Origin of the sequence: Mesorhizobium sp. B2-9-1 (genome assembly GCF_006439455.1) — a bacterium.
In the GTDB taxonomy this organism is placed as follows: Bacteria; Pseudomonadota; Alphaproteobacteria; order Rhizobiales; family Rhizobiaceae; genus Mesorhizobium.
On record NZ_VFTP01000015.1, the window covers coordinates 86549 to 109323 of the forward strand.

The following is a 22775-nucleotide window of genomic DNA, read 5'->3' on the forward strand; positions in this document are numbered from 1 at the left end:
GTGGCCAGCCGGGAGACCGGCAGCTTCGGCTGCGGTCCCAACAACATTGTCGTCATGAATGATATGCCGACGCCGGCAAAATGACGCCGGCCGGTTAGCGGATTCGGAAATCCTGAGGGTTTGCATAAGGCTGCATAAACCCTGCTTTAACCCGCCCTTAAATCGCCGCATCTAGTCTTCAACCCGAACGCCATCGGGACCCGGGGGCAGGCTAGCAAGAGCGCATGGCGAACCGCAGAGACAGTCGCATCGAACCGAGCTTCGAGGAGGCGCCGCGCGCGAAATCCTCCGAGGGCTTTTCGGTGAGCGAGGAGGATCGCGTCGTGCCGCGCACCCGTAAATCCACTGCAAAAGGCAAATCCGCCAAGGCGAAAACCTCACGCCGCGGGCGCGGCGGAAGCCGGCGAGGACTGTTCGGCATCGCCACCCGCCTGGTTTACTGGTGCTTCGTGCTCTGTATCTGGGGCGGCATCGCGGCGGCCGGCATCGTCGTCTATTACGGCGCCAAGATGCCGGCGGCGACCACCTGGTCGATCCCCGACCGCGCGCCCAACATCAAGATCGTCTCGGTCGATGGCGGGCTGATCGCCAATCGCGGCATGTCGGGCGGCGAGGCCGTCGGCCTGCACGAAATGTCGCCTTATATCCCGCAAGCCGTCGTCGCCATCGAGGACCGCCGCTTTTATTCGCATTTCGGCATCGACCCGATCGGTCTTTCACGCGCCATGGTCACCAACGTTCTCGGCGGCCATTTCTCGCAGGGCGGCTCGACGCTGACGCAGCAGCTGGCCAAGAACTTGTTCCTGACGCCGGACCGCACGCTGGAGCGCAAGGTGCAGGAAGTGCTCCTGGCGCTGTGGCTCGAACACAAGCACAGCAAGGACCAGATCCTCGAAATGTACCTCAACCGGGTTTATTTCGGATCCGGAGCCTATGGCGTGGAAGCGGCTTCGCGCCGGTATTTCGGCAAGAGCGCGCGCGACGTGAGCCTTTCGGAGGCAGCACTGCTGGCGGGGCTGCTCAAGGCGCCGTCCAAGCTTTCGCCGGCGCGCGACCCGAAGGCGGCCGAGGAGCGGGCGCAGCTCGTGCTCGCGGCCATGCGCGAGGAAGGCAAGATCAGCGACAAGGAATACAAGGTGGCGCTGAGCGCGCCGGCGACGCGCGCGCCGTCCTACTGGACCGGCTCCGAGAATTATGTCGCCGACACGGTGATGGAGGAGCTTCCCGATCTCATCGGCGACGTGCGCGGCGACATCATCGTCGACACTACCGTCGACTTGACCCTGCAGAAGCTTGCCGAACAATCGATCCGCCGGCTGATCGACGAAAGCGGCAAGAAGCTCAACGTCACGCAGGGCGCGCTGGTGTCGATCGACGATTCCGGCGCGGTGCGCGCCATGGTCGGCGGCTATGATTATTCGACCAGCCAGTTCGACCGCGCCTCGGAAGCGCGGCGACAGCCGGGCTCGGCCTTCAAACCCTTCGTCTACATGGCGGCGCTGGAAGCAGGCCGCACGCCGGACAGCGTGCGCAACGACGCGCCAATCAAAATCGGCAAATGGACGCCCGACAATTACGGCGGCAAATATTACGGCAAGGTGACGCTGGCCACGGCTTTGGCCAAGTCGCTGAACTCGGTGGCGGCGCAGCTCACCATGGAAGTCGGGCCCGACGCGGTGGTGGAAGCCGCGCATCGCATGGGCATCCAGTCCGATCTGCAGGCCAACACCTCGATCGCGCTCGGCACCTCGGAGGTGACGCCGCTGGAGCTGACTTCCGCCTACGTCCCGTTCGCCAATGGCGGCTACAAGCCGGACGTCCATTTCATCCGCCGCATCACCACCGGCGACGGCAAGGTGCTTTACGAGAACAGCGGCGGCAGCGCGCCGCGCGTCATCAAGGCCGACGTCGTCGGTATGATGAATTCGATGATGACCGGCACGGTCGAGATCGGCACCGCCAAGAAGGCGGCCTTCAATTGGCCGTCGGCCGGCAAGACCGGCACCAGCCAGAACTCGCGCGACGCCTGGTTCGTCGGCTACACCGCCAATCTCACCACCGGCGTGTGGTTCGGCAATGACGACGGCAGCCCGATGAAGAAGGTCACCGGCGGCGCCCTGCCGGCGCAGGCCTGGCACGAATTCATGGTGGCCGCGCATGAGGGCGTGCCGGTGCGGCCGCTGCCCGGCACCTGGAAGTCGACGCCGTCCGACACGATCGTGCCGGACGAGATCCCGTCGGCGGATGCATCGCAGCCGCCGCCTGCGCCGCCCGCGGCTGTCGGCCAGTCACAGCCTGCCGCTCCATCGCAGCCTGTCGCGCAGGCGCCCGCGCGTCAGGTGCGGACCACGCGACCTGCCGAGACCGTCGATACCGGCGGCTTCGGCATGCCGAGCGACAGCGGCGAAACCGCCTCGATCAAGCATCCGGTGCCGCCCGGAAATGTCGGCGGCCCGACGAAAAAGCGCCAGACTTCGATCCTCGATATACTGGGCGGCGGTTAGAGCGGCAACTTCACCTCTCGTAATGGCAAGCGCCTTCGGCTACATGTCCGGCCGGAGACAAAACCATGGCCGAGACCGACAGCAGAAAAACGATCGTGCTCACCGGCGCCAGCCGCGGCATCGGTCATGCGACGGTGAAGCGCTTTTCGCGCGAAGGCTGGCGCGTCATCACCTGCTCGCGCCAAGCCTTTGCCGAGGACTGCCCGTGGCCGGCCGGCCCGGAGGACCACATCAAGGTCGACCTCGCCGACCAGGAAGACGTCGGCATCGCCGTTTCGGAAATCCGTCACCGGCTGGAGGCGCATGGCGGGCAACTGCACGCCCTGGTCAACAATGCCGGCATTTCGCCGAAGCTGAAAGACGGCAGGCGCATGGACTCGATCGAGACGCCGATGCATGTCTGGCGCGACGTGTTCCAGGTCAATTTCTTCGCGCCGATCATGCTGGCAAGGGGCCTGTTCAAGGAACTCGCCGCCGCGAAGGGCTCGATCGTCAATGTCACCTCGATCGCCGGCACCAGGGTGCATCCGTTCGCCGGCACGGCCTATGCCACGTCGAAAGCGGCGCTCGGCTCGCTGACGCGCGAGATGGCGCATGACTTCGGGCCGCACGGCATCCGCGTCAATGCGATCGCGCCGGGCGAGATCGACACGGCGATCCTTTCGCCCGGCACCGACAGAATAGTCGAGACGATCCCGCTGAGACGGCTGGGCGCCACTTCGGAAGTGGCCGACATCATCTTCTTCCTGTGCTCGGGCCAGGCGTCCTACGTCACCGGCTCGGAGATCCACATCAATGGCGGCCAGCACGTTTGATTGGCTGACTTCAGGTCATGGTGACAACGGCCTTGCCGCTGAAGCTGCGCTGCCGTAGCGCGTCCAGGGCCCGGCCGATGTCCGCCCACGGCACTGTCATGGCCACGCGGGTCTCCAGCCGGCCGGCCGCGACCAGATCGAGCAGCGCGGCGATGTCGGCGCCGATGGCTGAGCCGGACGTGTAATAGGCGAAGGTCTGTAGCCGCGCGCCTTCGTGGCCGGGAGCGAATTGACGGAAGCCGATCGGCGTGAGCTCGCCGCTGCTCGAACCGAACATGACGATGGTCCCGCCGGGCGCGATGCGCTCGATCGCATCGGCGAGGCTTTTGCCGCCAACCGACTCGGTGATCAGCGAAAAGGGTCCCTCGGCCAGTTCGACCGACTCGACGAGCTGCCCGGCGCCCAGATCGCGAAGGTCATCGTGATGCCGCGCCGAAGCGACCGCTGTCACCGAAGCGCCTTGCTCGCGGGCGATCTGGACCTGGAAACGACCGACCGCGCCGCTCGCGCCGGTGATCAGGACCTGCTGTCCGGCCAGGTCACCGCCATGGCGCAAGGTCCTCAGCGCCGTCGTGCCCGCCACGGGAAGCGTGGCTGCGGCGGCGAAGCTGACTGCGTCCGGCACGACGGCAAGACGATCGGTCGGAACGGCCACCCGTTCAGCCCAGCCGGCCTGGTCGACCAAGGCGGCAACGCGCGTGCCTGCGGTCGGGCCTGAGCCATCGGCCGCCGCGCGCTCGACAATGCCGACGATGTCCTGGCCAGGTATCCACCCGTCAGGTCGTATGCCGAGCAGGCGCAGCTCGCCACGATTCAACGATGTTGTATGAACTGCCACCAATACTTCATTTCCATTGCAGTTTGGCTGATCGACCTCGGTGAGCTTCAGCCGGTCGGAGCTGTCGGAAGAGATGGCGAGAGCGAGCATGGGCCCCATCCTTTTGAATTTGGCGTTTGGGAGTCGCGATCGATTGATGAATTGGCTGGAGCCTATCGACTTTCGTGGTCGAAGAATTTAGAGATAAAGCCAGATGATCGCTGAAAGCAGTCAAGAATGAGACAGCCGCTTCGCTGGCCGTGGCTGGATTTCGACGTCGACGACGTGGCCGCGCCGGCGATGGCTGTCGGCGTCGATGTCACCGAGACCAGGGCCGAGGCGCGTGAGCATTGGCATCGCAAGGGGCAGCTCGTCGTCGCGCTCGGCGGCGGCGTTATCTGCCGCGTTCCGAGCGGTCTTTGGATGGTGCCGCCGCATTGCGGGGTGTGGGTGCCGAGCCGCATGGAACACAGCAACATCGCGACGGCGAACGCGCGGATTTTCTTCGTCTATATCGAGCCCGGCGCCGCCGACCTGCCGGACCGGTGCTGCACGCTTTCGATCTCGCCGCTGCTGCGCGAGTTGATCGTCGAACTGTCGGAGTGCGCGCCGGACGATGCGCGCGGCAATTTCCTTGGAAGCGTGCTGCTCGCGGAATTGCCGCGTATGCCTGTCCAGCAATTGCATTTGCCGATCTCGGCCGAGCCGCGGCTGCGTCGGATCGCCGAAGCGCTGGCCGACGACCCTGCCGATCGCAGCACGCTGGCGGAGTGGGCGGACCGCGTAGCGCTCAGCGAGAGCAGCCTGGCGCGCCTCGTCGTGAAGGAGACGGGCCTGAGCTTCGGGCGCTGGCGCCAGCAGCTGCAGCTGATCGTCGCGCTCAGGGAGCTGTCTTCCGGCGCCAGCGTGCAGCAGGTGTCGGGCGATCTCGGCTATGAATCCGTGACCGCTTTCATCACCATGTTCAAAAAGGCGCTGGGCAAGCCGCCGGCGAAATATCTTAACGACATCGCGCAGAATGGCGGTTCCGCGTTCCGGGCCTGACATCCATCAAGCAGGCTGCGGGTTGATCTCCATGGCAGGCCCGGCCCGATCGAGGGTCTTGCCGGTCACCACCTCGACGATACCGCAAGCGATCTCGCGCTCGCCCATGATCACGGCGTCGGGCCCGGTCCTTTGAGGTGCTCGACCTCGGCGTCGCAATGAGCGCGGGCAATGGCGCTGATCGCCCGATTGGCGGCGCGGGGAGACGGCTTCGGGACCCTGTTTTGCCCTCAGCCGCTTTTCTTTCGCCGCTTCATGCCGCCTGGAGCAGGTTCTCGATGTCGGGAATCGTATGGTTGGTGAGCGTCTTTGGGATTTCCGCCTGCACCTTCTCGCAAACCTCCTTGTGCAGTTTCTGGCGCATCTCGCCAAGCACCTGCGGCGGCGCGATCAGCACGACCGCGTCGAACGCGCCGCGATGCGCCAGCTTGTAGAGCCGGTCGGCAATGTCGACGGCGAAGCGTTCCTTGCCGAGACGGTGCCAGTCGGTCTCCTCAATGGCGCTGCGAGGTCCCTCGTTGCTGTACCGGCCCGGCTTTCCGCTGCCTTGCTCGCGCGTGGCGGGGTTGTCCTGCTCCATCTCCTGCACCACTTCCAGGTTCGGGAATTTGCTGTCGCCCCGGTTGCGCAGGAAGAGCGCCTTTTCGCCATCGGCCACGACGACCCACAGTCCGTGTTTCAGCTTGATGCTCATGGCGTTCCTCCTTGCCTGCTGCTTGCCGATAGATGGAGCTTGGGATCCGCAAATGGATTGCTAGGCAAACGAGCCGCGAGGCATGATTGTTCCGATCCGGCGATGGCGTCTCGATCGCTTCCGGCAGACACGGTCGAGCGCCGATACCGCAGGGTCGGCTTTAATCTAGTAACTTAGTGGAATTTAGAATAAACCGTTTTGCGGCTTTCCCCGTCAGGCGCTAAAAATTACGACGGATCAAGGCGGTTTCTTATGCCGGTCCGGCCGTCTCAGCCTCGAAGTAGAATTTTTTTCTCTTGGCCTTCGCGGTTGCGAAAAAGCGATTGCCTGCCGTTCGGCGGCGCGCGAGTGCTTGCCTTCTGATTTTGGGCGTGGCCGCGTAAAACTGCCAAACTGTTTCAGTATTGCTCATCGCCATGTCACCAGCCAACACCAAGCTCAATGCCTTTCCCGTCTTCATGCGGGTCGACGGCGAAGCCGTAGCCATCGTCGGCAATGGCGAGGAGGCGCTCGCCAAGGCGCGGCTGCTTTCGCAATCGAGCGCGGTGTTGCGCATCGTTGCCGACGATGCCAGCGACGGCTTGCTGGATTTCATCGCGTCGGCCGGCGCTGTTCACATTAACGCAGCCTATGAGGCCGCGCATCTCCAAGGTGCCGTCCTGGCGTTCGCCGCCAGCGGCGACGAGGCGCTCGATCGCCGCGTCGTCGACGACGCGCGGCGGCTGGGCATTGCGGTCAATGCCGTCGACCGTCCGGAGCTGTGCGATTTCTTCACGCCTGCATTGGTCAACCGGGCGCCGGTGGCGATCGCCATCGGCACCGAGGGGGCCGGACCGGTTCTGGCGCAGATGCTGCGCGGGCGCATCGACCGCATGCTGTCGCCGTCGCTCGGCCGGCTGGCGGCGCTTGCCGCGTCCTTCCGCGCCGCCGCCGAGACGCTGCCGAAAGGCAATCGCCGCCGCCGCTTCTGGAGCGATTTCTTCGCCGGCGCGCCGGCCAAGGCCATCGAAGTAGGCGACCTCGCCGAGGCGCATGGCGCGGCGCTCGAGCTCTTGGCCCAGGATGCTCCGGTCACCGGACATATCGCGCTGGTCGGCGCCGGTCCGGGCGCGGAGGACCTTTTGACCTTGCGCGCGCATCGCCTGCTGTTGGAGGCCGACGCCATTGTCTATGACGCGCTGGTGCCGCAGGCGATCGTCGCCATGGGTCGCCGCGACGCCGAGCGCCTGCCGGTGGGAAAACGCAAGGGCTGCCATTCCAAAAGCCAGGAAGAGATCAACGCGCTGCTCATCGAACTGGGCCGCGCCGGAAACCGCGTGGTGCGGCTGAAGTCCGGCGATCCGCTGGTGTTCGGCCGCGCCGGCGAAGAGATGGCGGCGCTGCGCGAGGCCGGGATTGCCTATGAGGTGGTTCCGGGCGTCACCGCTGCCTTCGCCGCCGCCGCCGATTTCGAGCTACCGCTGACGCTGCGCGGCGTTTCGTCGTCGATGGTGTTCACCACAGGCCACGACCTCAAGGGCAACTCGCTGCCCGACTGGGCCAAGCTTGCCATTTCGGGCGCGACCGTTGCCGTCTATATGGGCCGTTCGGTGGCTGCCGAAGTCGCCGGCCGGCTGATCGAAGCGGGACTGTCGCCGGACACGGCGGTTGCCGTCGTCGAGAATGCCAGCCTCGGCAACCGCCGCCGTTTCCACGGCACGCTTGCCGACCTGCCGTCGCTGGAGGAGCGCGCCGATCTCACCGGACCGGTGATGACGATCATCGGCGACGCCGTCGCCGGCGCCAATTTTGAACAATCCGAGCCGCTCGCGGCACATAAGCATGAGGGCGCGGCTTCAGCCGTCGCCGAAGGAGTCCGGCAATGAAGGTTCTCACCGCGAACAGGCTCTCCGACGGCATCGCCGTCTGGTACGCCGATGGCGGCTGGGCGGAGACGGTTGGTCACGCCGATATCGCGCATGACAAGACGGCGGAGGACCGGCTGGAAGCGATCGGCGCCACGGCTGGCGCCAACAATGAGGTGGTCGACGTCAACCTGATCGACGTCACGATGGTCGATGGCCTGGTCGAACCGGTGCGGCTGCGCGAAAAGATCCGCGCCGCGGGCCCGACCATCCGCACCGATCTCGGCAAGCAGGCGAGCCCGCAACCGGCACGGGCGGCTTAACCAACGAAAGCAGCGGGCGGACGCGCCCTGAAAGACGAAGCATGTACCGTTACGACGAGTTCGACCAGGATTTCGTTCACGCCCGTGTCGCCGAGTTCAGCGACCAGGTGCAGCGCCGGCTTGCCGGCGAGATCACCGAGGACCAGTTCCGGCCGCTCAGGCTGATGAACGGCGTCTATCTGCAGCTGCACGCCTATATGCTGCGCATCGCCGTGCCCTACGGCACGCTGAACAGCAGGCAATTGCGCATGCTCGGCCACATCGCGCGCAAGTACGACAAGGGCTACGGCCATTTCACCACGCGCCAGAATATCCAGTTCAACTGGCCGGCGCTGTCGGACATCCCGGCGATCCTCGCCGATCTGGCGAGCGTCGAGATGCACGCCATCCAGACCAGCGGCAACTGCATCCGCAACGTCACCGCCGACCATTTCGCCGGGGCCGCCGCCGACGAGGTCGCCGATCCGCGTCCCTATGCGGAAATCCTGCGCCAATGGTCTTCGGTGCATCCCGAGTTCTCGTACCTGCCGCGCAAGTTCAAGATCGCGGTGACCGGTGCCGAGCGCGACCGCGCCGCCATCCAGACGCATGACATCGGCCTGCATCTGAAAAAGAACGCGGCTGGCGAGCTGGGCTTCGCTGTCTATGTCGGTGGCGGCCAGGGCCGCACGCCGATGGTGGCGAGAAAGATCCGCGACTTCCTGCCGGAGGCGGAGTTGCTGTCCTACTGCACGGCCATCCTGCGCGTTTACAACCTCTACGGCCGCCGCGACAACAAGTTCAAGGCGCGCATCAAGATCCTGGTTCATGAGACCGGCGTGGAGGAGATCACCCGCCAGGTCGAGGCCGAGTGGCAGGAGCTGAAGGACGCCGAGCTCAAGCTGCCGGAAGCCGATATCCAGGCGATCAACGCCTATTTCGCGCCGCCGGCGCTGGTTTCCCGTCCGGAAGGCGATGATGCGGTGAAACAGGCCAGGCTCGATTCCAAGAGCTTTTCGGAATGGCTCGACCAGAATGTCGTGACGCATCGCCATCCCGACTACGCGGCGGTGACGATCTCGCTCAAGGGCATCGGCGAGGTGCCCGGCGACGCAACGGACAGCCAGATGGAAGCGGTTGCCGGTATCGCCGAGAAGTACGCCTTCGACGAATTGCGGGTCAGCCACGAACAGAACCTGATCCTGCCGCATGTAGCGCGCGCCGACCTCAAGGCCGTCTATGACGCGCTGGTCGAGATCGGCCTGGCGACAGCCAATTCCAATCTGATCAGCGACATCATCTCCTGCCCGGGCCTCGATTATTGCGCGCTGGCCACGGCGCGCTCGATCCCGGTAGCGCAGGAAATCTCACGCCGATTCGCCTCGCTGGAGCGGCAGCGCGAGATCGGCGAGCTGAAGCTGAAGATCTCCGGCTGCATCAATGCCTGCGGCCACCACCACGTCGGCCATATCGGCATTCTGGGCGTGGAGAAGAAAGGCACCGAGCTCTATCAGGTGACGCTTGGCGGCTCGGCCGACGAAAACACATCCGTCGGCGAGATCATCGGCCGCGGCTTCTCCTCGGATGAGATCACCGATGCCATCGAGCAGATCGTCGATACCTATCTCGGCCTTCGGCTCAGTCCCGACGAACGTTTCATCGACGCCTACCGCCGTGTCGGTCCCGCGCCGTTCAAGGAGGCGCTCTATGCTGGCGAAACCAAGGCCGCTTGACCGGACAGGCGAAGTCGAGACCGGCGTTGCCGCCGAGGCAGCGGGGCTCGACGCGCTGTTGGGCCATCTGAAGCCGATCGAGATCATCGAACGGTCGGCGCATGAATTCCGCGGCGCGGTCGCCGCGGTGTCTTCCTTCGGCGCGGACTCCGCCGTGCTGCTGCACATGATTTCGGAGATCGACCGCTCGCTGCCGGTCATCTTCCTCGACACCGGCAAGCATTTCGAGGAGACGCTCGGCTATCGCGACGCGTTGGTCGCCGATTTCGGCCTCACCGACATCAGGGTGATCAAGCCGGAAGAGGGTGCGCTCCAACGCGTCGACCCGACCGGCAGGCTGCACGAGACCGACACCGATTCCTGCTGCAATGTGCGCAAGGTCGAGCCGCTGGCGCGCGGCGTCGAGCCGTTCCGCGCCTGGTTCACCGGGCGCAAGCGCTTCCAGGCTACGACGCGCACGGCTTTACCCGTCTTCGAGGCCGTCGGCTCGCGCATCCGCATCAATCCGCTGGCGCATTGGACGACATCGGACCAGGCCGACTATATGCGGGCGCATGCGCTGCGCGAAAATCCGCTGGTCGCCTATGGCTATCTCTCGATCGGCTGCTTTCCCTGCACGCAGCCGGTGCAGCCGGGCGAGGATGCGCGCAGCGGCCGCTGGGCGGGACACGCCAAGACCGAGTGCGGCATTCACCTCTCCGGTTTGGAGAAGTCGCTGACCGACGCCTCGCTTTAGGTTATATCGCTATTCACGTGATGTCGGCCGAAAGCGGGTTCCGATTGCTGGCGGCCTGCCGGCTCGCTTGGGACTCTTTGGAACTTTAGGAATTTTGATGACTGGATCGACGACAGCGGGGACCCGCCTCTGGACCCGTGACGGTTTTCGCGAGGATGAGTGGACCCACGCCGAAAGCGCCGAGGCGCTTGCCGGCAATGGCCGTTTCATCCTGCCGCTGCAGGCTTTTCTCGGGCTGGATGAAGAAGTTCGCAAGTCAGCCAAGGAGCGCCTCGGCGTCCTGCTGCAGCCCGGCGACGAGCTGGACAAGATAACCGGCCTGCTCGACCAGCTGTCGCTGGTGGCGCTGGCCTTCCCGGCCTTCAATGACGGCCGCTCTTTTTCCAAGGGCGAATTGCTGCGCGCCCGGCATCAATTCAAGGGCGCGGTGCGCGCCACCGGGCAGGTGCTGGTCGACCAGCTGCCGCATATGCTGCGGCTCGGCTTCGACGAGTTCGAGGTCTCCAATCCGGTGCTGCTGAAGCGGCTGGAGGAAGGTCGCACCGGCGGCTTGCCGCTTTACTACCAGCCGGCGGTCGAACCGGAGGCCAAGGGTCCAAAATATTCCTGGCGGCGCAAGCGCCCCAGCTGACGCGGCATTTCATACGACCAATGAAATCGCTGTGGTCCGACCAGCGTCACGCATTTTGTTGGTCAGCTTGGTTCAAGATAGGTTTGGAAAGCTCGCGGTGCTGGTCTGGACAGACCACATTGGTGATTCGGGCTTCCGCTTCGGCCGACCTGCCCTTAGGATAAGGCCATTACTTCGTACCGCGAAATAATGGCCTTATCCTAAGGGAGGAAGCAGCATGGCAGGCAAGAAGATATTGATGCTCGTTGGCGAGTTCAGCGAGGAATACGAGATTTTCGTCTTTGAACAGGCCATGCACGCGGTCGGCCACACCGTCCATGTCGTGTGCCCGGACAAGAAGGCCGGCGACGTGCTCAAGACCTCATTGCACGACTTCGAGGGCCACCAGACCTATACCGAAAAACCCGGTCACGATTACATCCTCAACAAGACCTTCGCCGAAGTGAACCCTGCCGACTACGATGCAATTTATGCGGCGGGCGGCCGCGGGCCGGAATATATTCGCATCGACAAGCGCGTGCAGGCGCTGGTCAGACATTTCCATGAAACCGGCAAGCCGATCTTCACCATCTGCCACGGCGCGCAGATCCTGATCGCGGTCGACGGCGTGGTGCGCGGCAAGGAAGTGGCGGCGCTGCATTATTGCGAGCCGGAAGTGACGCTCGCCGGCGGCATCTATATCGATGTCGCGCCGACCGGCGCCCATGTCGACGGCAATCTGGTTTCAGCCAAGGGCTGGCCGGGCCTTGCCGCCTTCATGCGAGAATGCCTGAAGGTGCTCGGCACCGAGATCCGTCACGGCGAAGTGCTGATGCGCGACGACAGGAAGGCGGCCTGAAACTTGTCAGTTGCGGCGCGCGGCTATTGACGCCGCGGGTCGTCCGCGTTCTCAGCCTCGGCGCCGTCGAGGCGGTCAAGCAGATCGGTCAACTGCCGGGGCATCTCCCTTTCCAGGCGAAATGCCGGCAAGGTGCGCAGAAAGCGCTTCGTCGCTTCGCTGCCCGCCTGTCGCCTGATATCGTTGGCCAATTCGGCGCGCCTATGGCCGCTGTTGCCGTTCATCGTCCCAAAATCCTGTGTCGGTTTCGAAACTCCTGCAGCCAGTCCATGGTTCCCGTGCCAGCGTCCGAGAGCAAGCAAAGCTGCGTGATACGGTAAAGTTTGAATTAATTAGGAACGGTAGCCCGACGCCAGCCGCCTGCGCTTGCCCCTTGATTTTTGGCCTCCAAACCTCGATATCGGGCGCAAATCCAGAGCAATTCGAAATGACGGGAAACGCGATGAGCGACCAGGCAAAAGACGAACGCACGCCCGAAGAGATGGAAGCCGCCGAGGCTTCCGGCGAGCGTGCGGAGGGTGGCATCGACGGCGACTACGAAGCGCTGGTGCAGCTGCTGAAGGAAAACGACGAACTGAAGGACCGCGCGCTGCGCACGGCGGCCGAAATGGAGAATTTGCGGCGGCGCACCGCGCGCGACGTCCAGGACGCCCGCGCCTATGCCGTCGCCAATTTCGCGCGCGACATGCTGTCGGTGTCCGACAATCTGCGCCGCGCGCTGGACGCGATTCCCGCCGAGGCGAAGGCCAGCGGCGACGCCGGCTTCAAATCGCTGATCGAAGGCGTCGACCTCACCGAGCGCGCCATGCTTTCGGCGCTGGAGCGCCACGGCGTGAAGAGACTCGCCCCCGAAGGTGAGAAGTTCGATCCGAACTTCCACCAGGCGATGTTCGAGATCCCCAATCCGGATGTTCCCGCAGGCACCGTCGTCCAGGTGGTGCAGCCGGGCTACTCGATAGGCGAGCGCGTGCTGCGGCCAGCGATGGTCGGTGTCGCCAAGGGCGGCCCGAAGGCGGCCGCCGAGGCCAAGGTCGAGCCGGGCCCGGTGAACGAGCAGGCCGAGAAAGATGCGTGAGTAGGGGAGTAGGGGAGTAGGGCAGTAGGGCAGTAGGGGTGTTGGATAGCGGCCGTGCAATTCACGCGACTTATGCTATTTAATTTCCTACTCCCCTACTCCCCTACTCCCCTACTGCCTTACTCCCATGAATCCCATCGCCTTGCTCGACTATGCCGGCGTCGCCGTCTTCGCGGCGACGGGCGCGCTTGCCGCGTCGCGCAAAGAACTCGACATCATCGGCTTCCTGTTCCTGGCCAGCGTCACCGGCATCGGCGGCGGGACGCTGCGCGACGTCATCCTCAACCTGCCGGTGTTCTGGGTCGCCAACAGCGGCTTTGTGCTGATCTGTGCCGTTGTCGCGGTGCTGGTCTTCTTCAGCGCCCACCGGTTTGAATCCCGCTACAAGCTGCTACTCTGGCTCGATGCCGTCGGCCTTGCGGCTTTTTCAGTGATGGGCGCGGCCAAGGGGCTGGCGATCACCGGCTCGCCCGTCGTGTCGGTCATCACCGGCGTGCTGACAGCGACCTTCGGCGGCATTCTGCGCGACCTGCTTGCCGGCGAGCCATCGGTGCTGCTCAGGCCCGAGATCTATGTCACGGCCGCCCTTGCCGGCGCCGCCATCTTCACCCTTGGCGATGTTGCCGGCCTGCCTGCGCTGGCGTCCAGCCTGCTCGGCTTCGCGGGCGCATTCGCGGTGCGCGGCGGAGCGCTTAAATTCGGCTGGTCGTTTCCGGCCTATAAGAGCCGGCCGGGGCGAAGGCCGGAGGATATTCCGTGAGGGAGCGAGTGGTGAATGGTGAATAGTGAATGGTCAGTAGTCAGTAGTGACAAGGCGCGAGCGGTGGTGTCCATCACTACTCACTACTCACTACTCACTACTCACTACTCACTACTCACTGGAATCACGCCGCGAAGCGCTGTCCTTCGCCGCCATAGTAGTTGACATAGCGGGCGCCGATCTCCTTGACCGGCATGACGACGAAGACGTCGACGGTCGAGAATTCGTGGTCGATGACGCAGCCGTCGCCGATGCGGGCACCGACGCGCAGATAGCCCTTGACCAGCGGCGGCATGGCGGCGATCGCCGCCTTGGCGTTCACCGCCTCGATCGGCATCAGGTCCATCGAACAGTAGCGTCCCGGAACCGCGCGAACATCCCAGGCAGAGTTGGTGCGGCAATGATGGGCGAGATAGGTCAGCGCCTCGGCATGCGCCGCCGGCACGATGCCATGGAACGAGGCGCAGCCGGTCATCACGCCGATGTCGTAGTGGTTGATATAGGCCCAGATGCCTTGCCAGAGCGCCTCGATGGTGCGCTTGGAGCGGTATTCCGGCAGAACGCAGGAACGGCCGAGCTCGAGGAAGCGCTGGCCGGGATGCCGCGCAATCAGCTTGGTGAGCTCGAACTCGCCCTCGGAATAGAAGCCGCCGGCCGTCGCGGCGATTTCCTGCCGCAGCAGGCGGTAGGTGCCGACGATGCGGCGGTGCTCAGGGCCGGGAAGGGAATTGTCCAACACCAGAAGGTGATCGCAGAGCGGGTCGAACCGGTCGGCGTCGCGCCGGTCCTGCGCCTGGAACAGGTCCTTCCTCGCGCCAAGCTCGTCGTAGAATACCCGATAGCGCACTTCCTGGGCGGCGGCGATCTCGGCCTCGTTGCGGGCGAGCCGCACTTCGAGATTGCCGATGCGGCCCAGCGGAGCGCCGCTTGCGACGGCGTCGGCGGTACGAGCGGCGAGCAGGGCGCCGCCGGCATTCGGCCGAGTGTCACATTCAGGCACGACTGTATGCACGAGTGATTCTCCTTCGAGCCATCCCTCTTGGCACGGGGATACGGTGTAGGTGCAACAGGATTGTGACAGTACCGTGATACGACGTGGCGGGCAATACTTTGTCGGCTGGGCAATACACTCAACCGGCTATCTTGTGACCGCGAAAGCCAAGCAAGCCAAGGCGTTCAACGGTTAGAAATTTCCTCAGGCGGCAACCTGGCCCTCGACCGCCTGGACGAGCGCGTCCGGGTCGAGCGGCTTGGTCACGAAACCGCTGGCGCCATGGGCGAGCACGGCATGCCGGGTCTTTTCCTGGCTGTCGGCCGAAAGCACCATGATCGGAATCGGGGGCATGGCCAGGGACTCTTCATGGCGACGGATAGCGGCGATCGCGTCCAGCCCGTCCATGACAGGCATATGCAGGTCCATCAGCACCACATCGAAGCGGAACTTGAGGCCGGCATCGGTAACGGCATCGACCGCGGCCTTGCCGTTGCCGACGACCTTGACGCGATGCCCGGCCTTGAGGAGCGTGGCGCGGGCGAGCATGGCGTTGATGTCATTGTCTTCCGCGATCAGCACCGACAGGCCCTGGTCGCGCTTGCGCACCGAAGGGGCACCGCGCGGCTCCGGCAGCGGCTTGGCCAGCGCTGAGCCATGGCTGGTCAACAGCACCCGCAGCAGGGTCTCGCCACGCACCGGCCGGGCCAGGAAGGTGGCATAGCCGCTGGCGCGGAATTCGCCGAGCATGCCGCGATCCGTCGGCGCAATCAGGGTGATGGCCTCGCAGTCGGCAAAGCCCGAATCGCGCAGCCGCTTGAGCAGTCTGCCGTCGCCGCTTTCGAGCGCAGCGTCGATCAGGAGCACGTTGCAGCCTGCAGCGAACGGGGCGGCCTGGCTCGGTGTCGCGGCAACCTCGACAATGCCGCCATGGGCCCTGATCGCGCGGGCGATGGCATCGGCCTCGATGGCGTTTTTCGACACGATCACTGCCCGCCGGTCGGCAAGGATGTTGTGGCGATGCGGCGGCGGCTCGGTCGCGGCGACCGCCGGAAGCTCCAGGACGAATTCGGATCCTTCGCCGAGCCGGCTCGAGACCGAGATCGAGCCGCCCATCGCCGTCGCCAGCCGCTTCGAGATGGCAAGCCCGAGGCCGGCGCCGCCATGCACCCTGGTCGAGGTGCCGTCGGACTGCTCGAATTCCTCGAAAATGCGCTCCATGTCCTCTTCGCGCAGGCCCGGGCCGGTGTCGGCGATGGTGAAGCAGATGCGGTCGGTGGTTTCTGTGCGGGCGCGCGTCACGGTCAGCAGCACCCCGCCGGTGTCGGTGAACTTCACCGCATTGCCGATGAGGTTGAGCAGCACCTGGCGCACGCGGCCGGGATCGGCGGTGATCATCTGCGGCACATCGGGCTCGACATGGCAGCCGAGGCCTATGTTCTTGGCGAAGGCCTTTGCGGCCAAAAGTTCGATGATGTTGTCGGCGATCTCGCGCAGCGAGGTCGGCTGGGGCTCGGGTTCGAAGCGGCCGGCCTCGATCTTGGAATAGTCGAGCAGGTCCTCGATGAGCGCGAGCAGCGCGCTGGCCGAGGTGGAAACAGCGCCGACATAGGTGCGCTGTTCGGGCGAGAGGTCGGTATCGGCAAGCAGCTTCGCCATACCCATGATGCCGTTCATCGGCGTGCGGATTTCATGGCTGACGGTGGCGAGGAAGCGTGACTTGGCCTGGCTGGCATATTCGGCCCGTTCGCGCGCGGTGATCAGCGAGGATTCGGCGCGCTTGCGGGCGGTGATGTCGCGGGCGATCGCCCGGTGCGAGACTGCGCCCGTGTCCTTGTCGCGCACCGACAATTCGATCCAGGAGAACCAGCGTGGTCCGTTCGGGGTGCGGATCGCCACATCGGTCGAGCTCAGGCATTCATGATCGGAGAAGGCGGCGTCGGGAACGATGCCGACATCGATGCCAAGCTCCGACAAGGTCTTGCCGGCAAGATCGCGCGCATCGAGCTCGACGAGCGAGGCAAAGACGCTGTTGGCATAAACGACGTGGCCGTCGCGATCGCGATGGACGACAAGATCGCCAAGCGCGTCGATCAGGCCGCGGAAGCGCTCCTCGCTCTCCTGCATCTCCCACATGCGGTCGGCGAGAGTCTCGATCTCGGCGCGGCTGCGGGCCGCGGTTTCGTCGAGCAGCACTGCGGTGCGCCGCTCGTCGCGACGGCTGCGCAGATGCATGGCAAGGCCGGCAAAGGCCGCTGCGGCGAGGCCGATGGTGACGATCAGCGGCGCCCCGGTAAGATGCGCCAGCCCCGCCAAAACGGCAATGGCGACGATCGTCAGGAAGGGCAGGCCGTCGTGGCTGGCCCCCGGCAGATCGGGAGCCAGCGGCGGCGCGACGAGCACCTGCCGCTTCGGCGCATCGGGGATGAGCCTGTCAGCGCCCGCGGCTTTGCTGTCCTGTCTGATGTCGGAGTCCGCGACCATGCGCAGACCATGGCAGACAGAAATTATGGAAGGCTGGGAGGGATCGTTCGAATTTTAGCGAATCGCGCCGATTTCGGCCGCGCGCATGCGCGGGCGAAACCGTAGCTTTACGAGGTCGTTGCCAGCTACATGTCGACGACGACGCGACCCCTGATCTTGCCCTCGACGATATCGCGCGCGGCAGCGACAATGCCGTCGAAACCGATCGTGCGCGACAATGTCGACAGCTTCTTGGAATCGAGGTCGGTGCCGATGCGGCGCCATGCCTCCAGGCGGACTTCCTTCGGCGCCATCACCGAATCGATGCCCAGCAGCGAGACGCCGCGCAGGATGAAGGGCGCGACGCTTCCCGGCAGGTCCATGCCGCCGGCCAGGCCGCAAGCGGCGATCGCGCCGCCATAGGAGGTCATCGACAGCACATTGGCCAAGGTATGGCTGCCGACCGAGTCGACGCCGCCTGCCCAGCGCTCCTTGGCGAGCGGTTTCGCGGCCTGGCTGAGCTCTTCGCGCGAGATCACCTCAGCCGCGCCAAGATCGATCAGATAGGGGCTCTCGGCGTTGCGGCCGGTCGAGGCGATGACATGGTAGCCGAGGCTCGACAGGATCGAGATGGCGACCGAGCCGACGCCGCCGGCAGCGCCCGTCACCACCACGGGACCGCGGTCCGGCACGATGCCGTGCCGCTCCAGCGCCATGACCGAGAGCATTGCCGTGTAGCCCGCCGTGCCGATAGCCATCGCGTCATGCGCGCTCATGCCCTCGGGCAGCGGCACCAGCCAGTCGCCCTTGACGCGGGCGCGGCCGGCATAGGCGCCGTAATGCGTCTCGCCGACGCCCCAGCCGTTGAGGATCACCTTGTCTCCCTTGCGCCAGTCGGCATGCGAGGAGGAAATCACGGTGCCGGCGAAATCGATGCCTGGAACCAGCGGCCAGCGGCGCACGACCGGCGCCTTGCCGGTGATGGCAAGCCCGTCCTTGTAGTTCACCGTCGTCGCCTCGACGGCGACGGTGACATCGCCTTCCATCAGGTCGGCCTCGCTGATGTCGACGACATCGACGGACTGCTTCTTGTCCGCATCGCGCGAGACGAGGATGGCTTTGAAGGTGTCGGGCATGATTTTCTCCTCGCCTCTGGCTGATGAGGAAGTCTGCTGTTTCAACAGCGTGAGGTCAATTGCCAAGGTCCTGGGACTTGGCTTCGCGCCGCCAGCCGATCAGCTCGTCGAAGACGACAAGCGCTGCGCCGACCGAGATGAAGGCGTCAGCGAGATTGAAGACCGCGAAGGACCAGACGGGCGTGTGGAACAGGATGTAGTCGATGACGTGGCCGTAGACGGCCCGGTCGATGAGGTTGCCGAGCGCGCCGCCGATGATCAGCGCAAAGCCGATACGAGCGACGACATGGCCGACGGGCGTGCGCGTGGCGAGATAGAGCACGAAGGCGACGACCAGCACGGCGATGACAACCAGGCCGGTATCGCCGAAGGACTGGAACATCGAGAAGGCGATGCCGGTGTTGTAGGTGCGAAACAGCGCCAGGAACGGCAGGAGATCGAGCTTCTCCTGAAAGGCGAGACCGTTTTCGACCAGCTGCTTGATCCACTGGTCGAGCGCGATGGCGATGACGACCAGCACCGCGTAAGGGGACCAGGATTTCATTTGGCAGTCCTCATCGGATGTCGTTGGCAGGCTCGAGCTTCAACGCGCCGCGCCGGATCTCGAACAACATCACGCCGGTGGCGACCGCCAGATTGAGCGAATCGGCCCGGCCTGCCTGGGGAATTCTGAGCAGCCGGTCGCAGCTTTCGGCGAGACTGTCCGGCAGGCCCTGCTGCTCGTTGCCCATCAGCAGCAAGACCGGCCCTCTGGAGAAATCGACCGAGCGATAGTCGACCGCGCCCTTGAGATGGGTTCCGGCGACAAGGCCGGAGAAATCGCGGCGCCAAGCGAGAAAGGCCTGCTCGGTCGCCCTGGCGACCGGCACGGCGAAAATCGAGCCCATGGTGGCGCGCACCGTCTCCAGCGAGAACGGGTCGGTGGTGTCGCCGACCAGGATGACGCCTTTGGCGCCGACCGCGTCGACGGTGCGGATCACGGTGCCGAGATTGCCGGGGTCGCGCACCCGGTCGAGCGCGACCCAAACATCACCGTCCCTGGCGCGGATGTCCTTCAGCGGCACGGTCTGCTGCGCGAAGACGCCGACCACCATTTGCGGGTTCTCGCGGCGGGTGATGGCAGCGAGCACCTTTTCGGAAACCTCGAGCACCATGCCGCCGGCGGCGACGGTCCGCGCGGCGACCTTTTCGACGGCCGGGTTGCCGAGTCCGGCCTTGGCGAAGACCAAGGTCCTGATCGACCAGCCGAGGTCGAGGGCATCGATGACCAGCTTCAGGCCCTCGGCCATGAAGGCGTTCTGCTGGTCGCGGAATTTCTTGAGCGCCAGCGCCTTGATGTCCTTGACCAGGGGATTGGCAAGGCTGGTGACTTCCTTGACCTGCCCGACAGGGCGAGCGCCGTCATGTGCCGTCATTCAAGCCACCCAACGCGAGAACAGCGAGGTCGACAGCGCGCGGCCGGCGGATTTCTCGCGAATGATCAGCTCGCCGGATTCGACCGTGCCGCCCATGCCGGCGAAGGTATCGCGCATCAGCGCATGGATGGCGAAGAAGGAAGCGCGGATCGAATAGGCGGTGAGAACGACAGCCAGCGGTTTCGGCGTCAGGATCGAGCGGCAAAGGTCGGTGAGCCCCGGCAGGTCCTCGAACAATTGCCAGACCTCGCCCTTGGGGCCGCGGCCGTAGGCCGGCGGGTCGAACAGCACGATGTCGTAGCGGCTGCCGCGGCGTTCCTCGCGCTCGGCGAATTTCATCGCGTCCTCGACGATCCAACGGATCGGCTTGTCGGCAAGGCCGGCCATCTCCTGGTTCTCGCGCGCCCAGCCGATCGCCTTCTTCGAGGCATCGACATGGGTGACCTCGGCGCCGGCGCGGGCCGCCACCAGCGAGGCGAGGCCGGTATAGCCGAACAGGTTAAGCACCTTGACCGGGCGTCTCGCCGACGCGATCAGCCCCGCCATATGGTCCCAATGCGAGGCCTGCTCCGGAAAGACGCCGACATGGCGAAACGAGGTAAAGCGGCCGAGATAATCGATGCCGTCATGCTTCATCGGCCAGGTCTCGCCGAGCGGCGTTTTGGGAAACCGCCAGCGGCCGATGCCTTCCTCGTCGGTGTCGCCGGTGAAGATGGCGTCGGCGCGCTCCCATTCCTTCGCCGGGAGGGCTCGCTGCCAGATCGCCTGGCCCTCGGGGCGCACGATGCGGTACGGGCCGTATTGCTCGAGCTTCTCGCCGGCGCCGCTGTCCAGCAGGGCGTAATCGGCGTTGGGCGCGACTTCGAGGATCAATGGCAGGCGCTCGGCGGGCAACGCGCCTTCGCGGCGCGCAAGCACGCGCGGCGCCGGCTTGGCTTCCTGCCGCTCCGCCGACTTCGTTTCACGGCGCTCGGCAGGTGCGGCCTGCTGCCGTCCGGCCGCGAATGCATCACGCGGGCGGGGCTGTTCCGCCCTTGCGGGATGCGGGCGGCCATCGCGGCGTTTGTCGCGAAAAGATTTCAAGAAGGGTCATCTCCGGCGGTTCGGTCCGCTTCTGCCACAGCTCAGTCCACCGGCGCAACAAAGCTCGGCTCATTCAATGGTGCTGTCATCAACCATGCCGGACGCCGAGCAGGCCGAAACAAAGCGAAATGAAGCCAAGCGCCTTCGCCGCGGCCACCGCCATGTGGCCGGTCTCCCAACGCAGCCGGACGGCTTCGAAATTGTCCGGGATCGGTCCGGGCGCCCAGGTCGCAAGAATGTCGTTGGCCGGTTTGACCAGTCCGAACCAGAGCGCCAGCGAGACGGCATAAAGCAGTGTGGCGGTGACCACGAAGCCGAACGCCCCAGCTTGGCCGCGCAGCATCCATGCGAGAAACGCCGGGCACAGGATCGCCGCTATATCGAGCGGCGCTCCGATGACGGCAAAGAGCAGGAATTGACCGTTGAAGACGGTCGCCTCGCGCCAGAGCGCCGGCGACCATTTCGTCAGCCTGGGCAGCGATTCCAGCACATGGGCAAAGGACGGCCCAAGGCTGAGCGCCGCGACGAAAGCGGTCAGCACCGCCCAGAACAGCAGGGTCCCGCGCATCTCCATTGTTGAGACAACGAGGATCGGACGCAGGCGTTCCTTGGCATCAGGTCGCTTGCCGCGATGTGCGCCCCGGCTCTATGATCGATCGTACCTGATGACAAATCAATGTCCCGTTCAGCCCGCTTGCTCGATCTCGTCCAGATCCTTCGCCGCCATCGTCGGCCGGTGAGCGGCCGCACGCTTGCGGGTGCAATCGGCGTCTCGATCCGCACCCTCTATCGCGACATCGCGACGCTGCAGGGGCAGGGCGCGCCGATCGAAGGCGAGGCGGGGCTTGGTTATGTGCTGAAGCCCGGCTTCATGCTGCCGCCGCTGATGTTCACCGACGAGGAGATCGAGGCGATCGTGCTCGGCTCGCGCTGGGTGGCGAAGCAGCCGGACAAAAGGCTGGCGGCCGCCGCGGCGGATGCGCTGGCCAAGATCGCTGCGGTGCTGCCGGATGATCTGCGCGACGATCTCGACGCTACGACACTGCTCGTCGGGCCGCGCTCGGAAAATGCCGAAGCGGTCGACCTCGGCATCGTGCGGCAGGCGATCCGCGACGAGCGCAAGCTTGGCTTCCTTTACCGTGACGCCGGGGGAGCGGCATCGAAGCGTCTGGTCTGGCCGTTCGCGCTCGCCTTCTTCGACAAGGTGCGGGTGATGGTGGCGTGGTGCGAAACGCGCCAGGATTTCCGGCACTTCCGCGCCGACCGGATGTCCGGCCTGACAGCCACAGACATCCGCTACCCGCGCCGCCGCCAGGCGATGCTCAAAGAGTGGCGGGCAACCCTCGATGCGCCGGGCCAAAATGGAGCGAAAGACGCTTCCCGCTGATCGCTGCTGCCAGAATCTGACAGCAGGTCCGCGTATTGTCTCCAAGGTTCAGACACTTTGGAGATCAGATATGACCACGCCGAATTTCGTCATCCTCTATGTCGACAGCCCGGAAAAGAGCGGCGCGTTCTACGCTTCGCTGCTGGGACGCGAGCCGATCGAGTCTTCGCCGACGTTCGTGATGTTCGTGCTCGACAATGGCTTCAAGCTCGGCCTCTGGTCGCGCCACACGGTGGAACCGGCGGCCGCGGCAGCGGGCGGGGGCGGCGAGATCGTCATCGCGGTCGAGGACGCTAGCGCGGTCGATGCCACCCATGCGGATTGGGCTGGCAGAGGTATCAACGTGCTGCAGGCGCCAACCGATCTCGATTTCGGCCGCACCTTCGTCGCCCTCGATCCGGACAATCACCGCCTGCGCGTCTACTGGCCGAATGGGCAGTAGGCAGTAGGCAGTAGGCAGTAGGCAGTAGGCAGTAGGCAGTAGGCAGTAGGCAGTAGGCAGTAGGC

At 65.0% G+C, this 22775-nt stretch carries 23 protein-coding genes and 1 pseudogene; 13 read left to right on the top strand and 11 right to left on the bottom strand.

What is annotated here, in order from left to right; all coding sequences use genetic code 11:
- Positions 1 to 224 precede the first annotated feature (224 nt).
- A complete protein-coding gene (locus FJW05_RS21860) occupies positions 225 to 2504 on the top strand; it encodes a transglycosylase domain-containing protein (RefSeq protein WP_140635597.1) in 2280 nt (759 codons plus the stop codon).
- A 65-nt stretch (positions 2505 to 2569) separates the two neighbouring features.
- Positions 2570 to 3319: an SDR family oxidoreductase gene (locus FJW05_RS21865; RefSeq protein WP_095769240.1), complete on the top strand. Its 750-nt coding sequence runs from the start codon at positions 2570 to 2572 to the stop codon at positions 3317 to 3319.
- 10 nt (positions 3320 to 3329) lie between these two features.
- Here FJW05_RS21865 and FJW05_RS21870 read toward each other — a convergent pair whose 3' ends face one another.
- Complete coding sequence (locus FJW05_RS21870) at positions 3330 to 4247, bottom strand: zinc-binding dehydrogenase (protein WP_140635599.1); 918 nt, start codon at positions 4245 to 4247, stop codon at positions 3330 to 3332.
- A 126-nt stretch (positions 4248 to 4373) separates the two neighbouring features.
- Here FJW05_RS21870 and FJW05_RS21875 point away from each other — a divergent pair, with 126 nt between their 5' ends.
- Positions 4374 to 5180, top strand: coding sequence for a helix-turn-helix transcriptional regulator (locus FJW05_RS21875; RefSeq protein WP_140635601.1), 807 nt, complete (start codon positions 4374 to 4376; stop codon positions 5178 to 5180).
- 6 nt (positions 5181 to 5186) lie between these two features.
- Here FJW05_RS21875 and FJW05_RS21880 read toward each other — a convergent pair.
- Together FJW05_RS21880 and FJW05_RS21885 are read right to left on the bottom strand one after the other, a co-directional pair.
- Positions 5187 to 5380 (bottom strand): annotated as a pseudogene (locus FJW05_RS21880) (sodium:proton antiporter); the annotation flags it as partial.
- 53 nt (positions 5381 to 5433) lie between these two features.
- Entirely contained in the window at positions 5434 to 5874 is a 441-nt protein-coding gene (locus FJW05_RS21885) for a host attachment family protein (RefSeq protein WP_140635603.1), read from the bottom strand.
- A gap of 416 nt (positions 5875 to 6290) precedes the next feature.
- Here FJW05_RS21885 and cysG point away from each other — a divergent pair, with 416 nt between their 5' ends.
- The 6 genes from cysG to FJW05_RS21915 all read left to right on the top strand — a co-directional run bounded on the left by cysG (position 6291) and on the right by FJW05_RS21915 (position 11958).
- Positions 6291 to 7739 (top strand): siroheme synthase CysG, encoded by a 1449-nt coding sequence (gene cysG / locus FJW05_RS21890; RefSeq protein ID WP_140635605.1) that lies wholly within the window; start codon positions 6291 to 6293, stop codon positions 7737 to 7739.
- Complete coding sequence (locus FJW05_RS21895) at positions 7736 to 8041, top strand: DUF2849 domain-containing protein (protein WP_140635608.1); 306 nt, start codon at positions 7736 to 7738, stop codon at positions 8039 to 8041. Before cysG ends, FJW05_RS21895 begins: the two co-directional genes overlap by 4 nt.
- A 41-nt stretch (positions 8042 to 8082) precedes the next feature.
- Positions 8083 to 9753 carry a nitrite/sulfite reductase gene (locus tag FJW05_RS21900; protein ID WP_140635610.1) on the top strand — a complete coding sequence of 557 codons (1671 nt, stop codon included), beginning with the start codon at positions 8083 to 8085 and terminating at the stop codon, positions 9751 to 9753.
- On the top strand, positions 9728 to 10489 hold the full coding sequence (locus FJW05_RS21905; RefSeq protein WP_140635612.1) for a phosphoadenylyl-sulfate reductase: 762 nt from the start codon (positions 9728 to 9730) through the stop codon (positions 10487 to 10489). Before FJW05_RS21900 ends, FJW05_RS21905 begins: the two co-directional genes overlap by 26 nt.
- 97 nt (positions 10490 to 10586) lie before the next feature.
- Complete coding sequence (locus FJW05_RS21910; protein WP_140547055.1) at positions 10587 to 11120, top strand: DUF934 domain-containing protein; 534 nt, start codon at positions 10587 to 10589, stop codon at positions 11118 to 11120.
- A gap of 217 nt (positions 11121 to 11337) precedes the next feature.
- Positions 11338 to 11958, top strand: a complete 621-nt coding sequence (locus FJW05_RS21915; protein ID WP_140635614.1) for a DJ-1/PfpI family protein — start codon at positions 11338 to 11340, stop codon at positions 11956 to 11958.
- A gap of 23 nt (positions 11959 to 11981) precedes the next feature.
- Here FJW05_RS21915 and FJW05_RS21920 read toward each other — a convergent pair whose 3' ends face one another.
- The gene (locus FJW05_RS21920) at positions 11982 to 12182 is read right to left on the bottom strand and encodes a hypothetical protein (RefSeq protein ID WP_140635616.1); all 201 of its coding nucleotides are present in this window, start codon (positions 12180 to 12182) and stop codon (positions 11982 to 11984) included.
- A 218-nt stretch (positions 12183 to 12400) separates the two neighbouring features.
- Here FJW05_RS21920 and grpE point away from each other — a divergent pair, with 218 nt between their 5' ends.
- Entirely contained in the window at positions 12401 to 13033 is a 633-nt protein-coding gene (gene grpE, locus FJW05_RS21925; RefSeq protein WP_140635618.1) for a nucleotide exchange factor GrpE, read from the top strand.
- A 127-nt stretch (positions 13034 to 13160) separates the two neighbouring features.
- Entirely contained in the window at positions 13161 to 13793 is a 633-nt protein-coding gene (locus FJW05_RS21930) for a trimeric intracellular cation channel family protein (RefSeq protein WP_140635620.1), read from the top strand.
- 124 nt (positions 13794 to 13917) lie between these two features.
- Here FJW05_RS21930 and FJW05_RS21935 read toward each other — a convergent pair whose 3' ends face one another.
- The 7 genes from FJW05_RS21935 to FJW05_RS21965 form a co-directional block, all read right to left on the bottom strand.
- Entirely contained in the window at positions 13918 to 14805 is an 888-nt protein-coding gene (locus tag FJW05_RS21935; RefSeq protein ID WP_095769253.1) for a GNAT family N-acetyltransferase, read from the bottom strand.
- A gap of 183 nt (positions 14806 to 14988) precedes the next feature.
- Complete coding sequence (locus FJW05_RS21940) at positions 14989 to 17268, bottom strand: PAS domain-containing hybrid sensor histidine kinase/response regulator (protein WP_140635622.1); 2280 nt, start codon at positions 17266 to 17268, stop codon at positions 14989 to 14991.
- 125 nt (positions 17269 to 17393) lie between these two features.
- Positions 17394 to 18383, bottom strand: coding sequence for an MDR family oxidoreductase (locus FJW05_RS21945; protein ID WP_140635624.1), 990 nt, complete (start codon positions 18381 to 18383; stop codon positions 17394 to 17396).
- Between the two features lie 55 nt (positions 18384 to 18438).
- A complete protein-coding gene (gene lspA / locus FJW05_RS21950) occupies positions 18439 to 18927 on the bottom strand; it encodes a signal peptidase II (protein ID WP_140635626.1) in 489 nt (162 codons plus the stop codon).
- 10 nt (positions 18928 to 18937) lie between these two features.
- Positions 18938 to 19798 (bottom strand): RNA methyltransferase, encoded by an 861-nt coding sequence (locus tag FJW05_RS21955; protein ID WP_140635627.1) that lies wholly within the window; start codon positions 19796 to 19798, stop codon positions 18938 to 18940.
- On the bottom strand, positions 19799 to 20881 hold the full coding sequence (locus FJW05_RS21960) for a class I SAM-dependent rRNA methyltransferase (RefSeq protein WP_140635629.1): 1083 nt from the start codon (positions 20879 to 20881) through the stop codon (positions 19799 to 19801). It abuts the gene before it with no gap.
- Positions 20882 to 20969: 88 nt separating this feature from the next.
- The gene (locus FJW05_RS21965) at positions 20970 to 21455 is read right to left on the bottom strand and encodes a DUF1772 domain-containing protein (protein WP_140635631.1); all 486 of its coding nucleotides are present in this window, start codon (positions 21453 to 21455) and stop codon (positions 20970 to 20972) included.
- Positions 21456 to 21557: 102 nt separating this feature from the next.
- Here FJW05_RS21965 and FJW05_RS21970 point away from each other — a divergent pair, with 102 nt between their 5' ends.
- The gene (locus FJW05_RS21970) at positions 21558 to 22268 is read left to right on the top strand and encodes a YafY family protein (protein ID WP_140635633.1); all 711 of its coding nucleotides are present in this window, start codon (positions 21558 to 21560) and stop codon (positions 22266 to 22268) included.
- Positions 22269 to 22338: 70 nt separating this feature from the next.
- On the top strand, positions 22339 to 22710 hold the full coding sequence (locus FJW05_RS21975) for a VOC family protein (RefSeq protein WP_140635635.1): 372 nt from the start codon (positions 22339 to 22341) through the stop codon (positions 22708 to 22710).
- The last annotated feature ends 65 nt before the right edge of the window (positions 22711 to 22775 follow it).

Coding starts and splice junctions, on each gene's coding strand:
- FJW05_RS21860 (WP_140635597.1), top strand. CDS start 225: ATGGCGAACCGCAGAGACAGTCGCATCGAACCGAGCTTCGAGGAGGCG.
- FJW05_RS21865 (WP_095769240.1), top strand. CDS start 2,570: ATGGCCGAGACCGACAGCAGAAAAACGATCGTGCTCACCGGCGCCAGC.
- FJW05_RS21870 (WP_140635599.1), bottom strand. CDS start 4,247: ATGCTCGCTCTCGCCATCTCTTCCGACAGCTCCGACCGGCTGAAGCTC.
- FJW05_RS21875 (WP_140635601.1), top strand. CDS start 4,374: ATGAGACAGCCGCTTCGCTGGCCGTGGCTGGATTTCGACGTCGACGAC.
- FJW05_RS21885 (WP_140635603.1), bottom strand. CDS start 5,874: ATGAGCATCAAGCTGAAACACGGACTGTGGGTCGTCGTGGCCGATGGC.
- cysG (WP_140635605.1), top strand. CDS start 6,291: ATGTCACCAGCCAACACCAAGCTCAATGCCTTTCCCGTCTTCATGCGG.
- FJW05_RS21895 (WP_140635608.1), top strand. CDS start 7,736: ATGAAGGTTCTCACCGCGAACAGGCTCTCCGACGGCATCGCCGTCTGG.
- FJW05_RS21900 (WP_140635610.1), top strand. CDS start 8,083: ATGTACCGTTACGACGAGTTCGACCAGGATTTCGTTCACGCCCGTGTC.
- FJW05_RS21905 (WP_140635612.1), top strand. CDS start 9,728: ATGCTGGCGAAACCAAGGCCGCTTGACCGGACAGGCGAAGTCGAGACC.
- FJW05_RS21910 (WP_140547055.1), top strand. CDS start 10,587: ATGACTGGATCGACGACAGCGGGGACCCGCCTCTGGACCCGTGACGGT.
- FJW05_RS21915 (WP_140635614.1), top strand. CDS start 11,338: ATGGCAGGCAAGAAGATATTGATGCTCGTTGGCGAGTTCAGCGAGGAA.
- FJW05_RS21920 (WP_140635616.1), bottom strand. CDS start 12,182: ATGAACGGCAACAGCGGCCATAGGCGCGCCGAATTGGCCAACGATATC.
- grpE (WP_140635618.1), top strand. CDS start 12,401: ATGAGCGACCAGGCAAAAGACGAACGCACGCCCGAAGAGATGGAAGCC.
- FJW05_RS21930 (WP_140635620.1), top strand. CDS start 13,161: ATGAATCCCATCGCCTTGCTCGACTATGCCGGCGTCGCCGTCTTCGCG.
- FJW05_RS21940 (WP_140635622.1), bottom strand. CDS start 17,268: ATGGTCGCGGACTCCGACATCAGACAGGACAGCAAAGCCGCGGGCGCT.
- FJW05_RS21945 (WP_140635624.1), bottom strand. CDS start 18,383: ATGCCCGACACCTTCAAAGCCATCCTCGTCTCGCGCGATGCGGACAAG.
- lspA (WP_140635626.1), bottom strand. CDS start 18,927: ATGAAATCCTGGTCCCCTTACGCGGTGCTGGTCGTCATCGCCATCGCG.
- FJW05_RS21955 (WP_140635627.1), bottom strand. CDS start 19,798: ATGACGGCACATGACGGCGCTCGCCCTGTCGGGCAGGTCAAGGAAGTC.
- FJW05_RS21965 (WP_140635631.1), bottom strand. CDS start 21,455: ATGGAGATGCGCGGGACCCTGCTGTTCTGGGCGGTGCTGACCGCTTTC.
- FJW05_RS21970 (WP_140635633.1), top strand. CDS start 21,558: ATGTCCCGTTCAGCCCGCTTGCTCGATCTCGTCCAGATCCTTCGCCGC.
- FJW05_RS21975 (WP_140635635.1), top strand. CDS start 22,339: ATGACCACGCCGAATTTCGTCATCCTCTATGTCGACAGCCCGGAAAAG.